A 4,808-nucleotide genomic window follows, 5' to 3' on the forward strand; every position below is an offset into this window, starting at 1 on the left:
GCCCCGCCCGACGCCTGGGCCGAGCCCACCGCCGAGCAGCACCGCTGCTTCGAGGCGGTCATGCACGCGGGCTCGCCGAAGGGCGACCTGGCGGGCAGCACCCGGCCGCCGCGCCGGTAGAGGGCCGCGGCGGCCGCGGCGTCGAGCAGGGCCTCCTCCCGGCCGGCCCCCTCGGGCAGCGCCGGGGCCAGCGGGGTGAGCGCCGCGCTCGGCGGCTCCTGCCGCTCGGTGCCCAGAAGGGCCGCGGCGGTGAGGGCTTTCCAGTACTCGGACACGTTCATTCGGGCGCCTCCTGGTGGGGCAGGTTGAGCAGGAGCTGCTCGCCCTCGGCGTAGGCCCGCAGCGGCAGGAAGGCCTCCCCGTCCCACTCCCCGAAGAGGTGGACCGGCTGCCCGCCGGCGTAGCCCAGCAGCCCGTGGTGGTAGCTGAAGCGCGGGTGCAGCCGCAGCTGCGCCCCCTCCGGGCTGCGCAGGGTCCAGCGCGAGGGGTCGCCGAAGGGCTCTAAGGTCGCGGTCAGGGTGGCGGGGATGCGCTCGGTCCAGGGGTTGGCGGCCAGCGCCGCGCTGTAGGCGTCGAGCAGCCCGGCGGCGGTGTCGCCGCCGAGGGTGGCGAGGCTGTAGTCGTAGCGCGGCCGGCCCGACTTGAGCACCGCCCGCATGGGGTAGGCGCCGGGGAAGAAGGCCAGCTCGCCCTCCCAGGAGCTGTCGGGGTGCAGCGGCGCGGCGAAGGCGTTCTTGCCGAAGGCGAACTCCAGCAGCAGCGCGTAGCGGTGGGTGCTTTCCTCGAGCAGCCAGGTGCGCCGCGCGCGCAGCTTGTCCTCCTGCGCCACCGCCTGCCCCATCACCAGCCAGGTGCCCCCCACCCCCTCCAGCGCCTGCACCTCCTCCTGCGGCTGGGTGAAGCCGACGACGGCGCGGACGTCGGCCTGGTGGGGCTCGGGCAGGCTGGACAGGCGGGCGTAGGCCTGCGCGGCCAGGTGGATGCGGCCCAGCCGCTCCAGCAGCCGCTCCTGCCACCCCTCGCCGCCGGTGTGCTCGGCGAGCTCGCGCACCATGCGGGCCAGGCCGGGCGCCTGCGCGTCGACGAGGCGCGCCCCCATGTCGTCCCAGAACCTGTAGGGCTTGCCGGGGGCCTGGGCCAGCCCGCCGCGCACCAGGTCGCGCAGCCACAGGCCGAGCTCCGCGACGCCCGCCGCGACCTTCTTCTCGCGGGCCGCCTCGCGCTTGGCCTGGGCGTGGGGGTCTTTGGGCGCGGGGGGCTTGGCCGCCTTCTCGGCCTTGGCCTCGGCGCGCTTCCGGCGGCCCTCGAGCCACTCCGCCGCCCACACCGGCGGCTCGGCGGCGGCGAAGGCCTCGGGCCGGGCGGCGTACATCAGGAGCAGGCCCAGCCCGTGCTTGCAGGGGAACTTGCGGCTGGGGCAGGTGCACTTGAAGGTCGGGGCGCTGCCGGAGAGGTCGATCTGGGTCTGGTAGGGCAGCTTGCCGCTGCCCTGGCACTCGCCCCACAGCGCGCCCTCGTCGGCGCTGCGGGCGAAGCTGACCCATTTGGCGGGGCTGGAGAGCTCCCGCCCGGACTTGGCGGAGCTGCCGTCGGGGGCCAGGGAGAGTACCTGATCGGGGGTCCACGAGAGGCTCACAGGGGGCTCCTTACGTCGTTAACATTGGCCTCATAGAGATTATGATGAAAACATAAGAACGTCAAGGCCACCGCTTGCCACCAGGCTAGCAGGGCGAGGGTCTAGGCGCGGTCCATCCGCCCCGCCCCCGCTGAAGGCGCGACCCCACGGCGGGCTCGAGGAAGGGCGCGCGCGGGCCCAGCCGGGCCTCGCGGGGCTCGGGGGGCTCGGGGGCGCGGGCGAGGGGTAAGGCCGCGGGCCAGGGCGAACATTTCCAGAATATACACCGCCTCAGGCGACGGGCCATGCCCGTACACGGGGCGCCGGCCCGTCGTACAGCGTTCCGACGGGGCCTCAGCCCTTCGGGGTCGGCCACTCCCCCGCGGGCTGCCGGTCATGGCGGGGGCGCTGTACGCCAGCGCTGCACAGCGCCCGGCGTCGCCCGGCACGGGCTGGGGAAGGCCCTGACGCCGCCCGCGGGCCTTGCCCCCGCCTCAGCCGGTGCTCAGATTCATCGCCGAACCTATCAGAACCTACGGCACGGGGCCCGCCCGCCGGGCCGCACCGCGGGACCCGGGGAAGGGTGATGACCAGGCGCGACGTGGTGGTGATCGGGGCCTCCTCCGGCGGGCTGCAGGCCCTGCAGACGCTCGTCGGCGGGCTGCCCGCGGGCTTCCCGGCGGCGGTTTTCATAGTCCTGCACGTCTCGCCGCACCACGAGTCCATCCTCCCCCTGCTGCTGTCGAAGGCCGGGCCGCTGCCGGCGAGCCACGCCCTCGACCGCGAGCCCGTCACGGCCGGGCGGGTCTACGTGGCCCCGCCCGGCCACCACCTCGTGCTCGAGCCGGGGCACGTGCGGCTCACCCGGGGCCCCCGGGAGAACCGGGTGCGCCCGGCGATCGACCCGCTCTTCCGCTCCGCCGCCTACGCCTTCGGGGCGCGGGTGGTGGGGGTCATCCTCACCGGGGCCCTCGACGACGGCACCGCGGGGCTGTGGGCGATCAAGGACCGCGGGGGCGTGGCCGTGGTGCAGGACCCGGCGGAGGCCGAGGTGCCCTCCATGCCGCAGAGCGCGCTGCGCTACGTGGAGGTGGACTACTGCCTCGAGGTCGCGCGCATCGCGCCGGCCCTGGCGCGGCTGGCCGGGGAGGGCGTGGAGGAGAAAGGGGGAGCGCCGGTGTCGGAGGAGCTGGGCATCGAGAGGAGGATCGCCCTGGGGGAGCGGGCGCTCGAGGCGGAGGTCCTGAGGCTGGGCGAGCCTTCGCCCTTCACCTGCCCGGAGTGCCACGGCAGCCTGGTGCGGCTCAGGGGCGGCGGGCCGGTGCGCTTCCGCTGCCACACCGGGCACGCCTACACCCTCGGCAGCCTGCTCGAGGAGGTCGTCGAGGGGACCGAGGACGCGCTGTGGGGCGCTTTGCGCGCCGTGCAGGAGAAGGAGCTGCTGCTGGCGCACATGGCCCGGCACGCCCGCGAGGCGGGGGAGCTCGAGCTCGCCGAGGCCCTGCGCCTGCACGCCCACGCCGCGCAGCAGCAGGCCGACCTGGTGAGGCGGGCCGTGCTCTCGCACGAGACCTCGGCCCCGGCCGCGGGCCTCTCCCCCGGCCGCGAGGAGGGCTAACCGCGGGCCGGTTTGCGGCCCGGGGCCGGCGGGCTTAGAGTAGAGCGGCGGCAAGGGGCATGAGCGCCATGGACGAGACGGCCAAGCGTGACAACCCGGACTCACCCCCTCCCCAAGACAACGGCTTCGTCGTCGTCGGCATCGGCGCCTCGGCCGGGGGGATCGACGCGCTGAAGAAGTTCTTCGCGGCCATGCCCCCGGCCAACGGCATGGCCTTCGTGGTCGTGCTGCACCTCGCGGAGGGGTACGAGAGCCACCTCGCCGAGGTCCTCCAGGTCGGCACGCCGATGCCGGTCACCCAGATCACCGGGACGGTCGCCATCGAGCCCGAGCACGTCTACGTCATCCCGCCCGCCAAGCACCTGGCGATCGAAGACGGCCACATCCGCCTCGAGGAGCCCGAGTTCGTCCGGGGGCGGCGCGTGCCCATCGACCTCTTCTTCCGCAGCCTGGCCGAGGCCTACGGCAGCCGGGCCGTCGCGCTGGTCCTCTCGGGGACCGGCACCGACGGCACGCTGGGGATCAAGCGGGTCAAGGAGCGCAACGGCATCGTCATGGCCCAAAGCCCCGAGGACGCCGAGTACGACGGGATGCCGCGCAGCGCCATCGGCACCGGGATGGTCGACGTCGTGCTGCCGGCGGCCGAGCTGCCGGAGAAGCTGCTGGCCGTCGTGCAGGCCGCCGGCCGCCTGGGCCTCGCCGAGCCCAGGGCCCAGCCCCCCGAGGCCGAGCCGCCGCCCGGGGCCTCCGGGGGGACCCTGCGGGACATCCTCACGCTGCTCAGGGTGCGCACCGGCCACGACTTCAACAGCTACAAGCGCCCGACGCTGCTGCGCCGGGTGGGCCGGCGGATGCAGGTGCACGAGCTCGACAGCCTGGGCGCCTACCTCGAGCTGCTGCGCGAGAGGCCCGAGGAGGTGCAGGCGCTGCTGCGCGACCTGCTCATCACGGTGACCAACTTCTTCCGCGACAAGGAGGCCTTCGCCGTGCTCGAGCACGAGATCATCCCCCGGCTCTTCGCCGGCAAGGGCCCCGCCGACAGCGTGCGGGTGTGGAGCTGCGGCTGCGCGACGGGGGAGGAGGCGTACTCGCTCGCCATCCTGCTGAGCGAGTACGCCCAGACCCTCACCGACGCCCCGCGGCTGCAGGTCTTCGCGAGCGACATCAACGAGGAGGCCGTCCGCGCGGCCCGCGAAGGCCAGTACGACGAGACCATCGCCGCCGACGTGCCGCCCGAGCGCCTGCACCGCTTCTTCGTGAAGGACGGCGGCAACTACCGCGTGAGGAAGGAGGTGCGCGACCTGGTGCTCTTCGCGCCGCACAACGTCCTGCGCGACCCCCCCTTCTCCCGCCTCGACCTCGTCGTCTGCCGCAACCTGCTCATCTACCTCAACCGCGACATGCAGGAGCGGGTGCTGGAGCTGTTCCACTTCGCCCTGCGGCCCCACGGCTACTTGTTCTTGGGCTCGAGCGAGACCGCCGAGAACAGCTCGGGCCTCTTCGCCGCCGTTGACAAGAAGCAGCGCGTCTACCAGTGCCGCGCGGTGCCCGCCAGCCTCGCGCCCCCGCCCTCCC

Annotated in this window: 4 protein-coding genes; 2 read left to right on the forward strand and 2 right to left on the reverse strand. The window is 74.2% G+C overall.

Annotation, left to right across the window (positions count from 1 at the left end):
• Together Mterra_RS18895 and Mterra_RS18900 are read right to left on the reverse strand one after the other, a co-directional pair.
• On the reverse strand, positions 1–281 hold a 281-nt coding region (locus Mterra_RS18895), incomplete at its 3' end, for a DUF5691 domain-containing protein (RefSeq protein WP_218022973.1).
• Positions 278–1,636 carry an SWIM zinc finger family protein gene (locus Mterra_RS18900; protein WP_119316545.1) on the reverse strand — a complete coding sequence of 453 codons (1,359 nt, stop codon included), beginning with the start codon at positions 1,634–1,636 and terminating at the stop codon, positions 278–280. The genes Mterra_RS18900 and Mterra_RS18895, both read right to left, overlap by 4 nt.
• Positions 1,637–2,201: 565 nt before the next feature.
• Here Mterra_RS18900 and Mterra_RS18905 point away from each other — a divergent pair.
• Both Mterra_RS18905 and Mterra_RS18910 read left to right on the forward strand, forming a co-directional pair.
• On the forward strand, positions 2,202–3,233 hold the full coding sequence (locus Mterra_RS18905) for a chemotaxis protein CheB (protein WP_119316546.1): 1,032 nt from the start codon (positions 2,202–2,204) through the stop codon (positions 3,231–3,233).
• A 59-nt stretch (positions 3,234–3,292) separates the two neighbouring features.
• Positions 3,293–4,808: chemotaxis protein CheB (locus Mterra_RS18910; protein ID WP_218022974.1), on the forward strand; the 1,516-nt coding region annotated here is incomplete at its 3' end.

This window comes from Calidithermus terrae, from assembly GCF_003574345.1.
In the GTDB taxonomy this organism is placed as follows: domain Bacteria; phylum Deinococcota; class Deinococci; order Deinococcales; family Thermaceae; genus Calidithermus; species Calidithermus chliarophilus.